Source organism: Pseudoalteromonas sp. AOP7-A1-14 (assembly GCF_052376275.1).
Taxonomy (GTDB): domain Bacteria; phylum Pseudomonadota; class Gammaproteobacteria; order Enterobacterales; family Alteromonadaceae; genus Pseudoalteromonas.
Genome location: NZ_JBQSVO010000263.1, coordinates 1 through 899, shown reverse-complemented (window position 1 = coordinate 899; position 899 = coordinate 1). Strand labels below are relative to the sequence as shown.

The window sequence follows — 899 nt, the reverse complement described above, 5'->3', positions numbered from 1 at the left end:
GTTAAGTAAACGATGGTTATTCCCAACTAACTCTTGCTCAGTGTAGCCACTTATTTCACAAAACTTACTGTTAACAAAAGTGATGGTGCCTTTAATATCAGTAATGGCCACAATTGAGTGTTCATCAAGGGCACTTTTTTGTTCTGCTAGTTCTTTAAGGGCGTGTTTTAACGCTTCGCTTTGCGATGTTAGGTGGTTTTGTTGTTGAGTTTTAACTGCGACTAAATTTCCTAAATCAAGCGATAAACGATGTAACTCACTACTATCATTGAGCGTTGGAATGTCATTTCGCGTGCCGAGGGTTACTTCTTCAGCCGCCTTTGCGAGTGTAATTAAGGGCCGTGACAGGCGCCTGCCAAACCACCAAGAAAGTAGTAGTACTACAAGTAGTGCCAGTCCATTCGCCCATACTGCTAATTGCTTAAAGTTTGCTGCACTTTGCAGCATGATGCTCGCAGGCTTTTCTACTAATAATTGCCAGCCATCGCTGCCTGAAAAGTTTAAATCAGTTAAAATCCCGAAGTGCGTTTCACCCGATGATTTATCAAAGCTAAATGCTTTGTTTATTTCAGGGGAAATAATGTTTAAGTCAGCTAAATGTGTTGATTTTGAATTAACTTCTGAGTGTTCTATCCAGCCATTTTTAACAATATATAAAGTCAGCTCTTTATTTGCATTGCGGATAGTTGCTAGGTTTTCTAACAGCCCCTGCAAATTAATTTCCATTAATATAATCGCAGTAAGGTGCTCATTTTTATCCCGCATAGGCAAAGCCATCACATGGTGATACTGCTGTTGAACCTTTACGGATTTTAACACGCTAGACGAACCTTGCTCTAAGCTGGCTAACATCGATATCAATTGCTCGTTACCAATTTTACCAAACTGCGGGTTACTAT

The 899-nt window shown here is 39.9% G+C and carries 1 protein-coding gene; it reads right to left on the bottom strand.

Going from position 1 to position 899, the window contains the following annotated elements; translation table 11 throughout:
* A partial coding sequence (locus tag ACT3RM_RS18005) for a PAS domain S-box protein (RefSeq protein ID WP_444511532.1) occupies window positions 1-899 on the bottom strand: 899 nt, incomplete at both ends.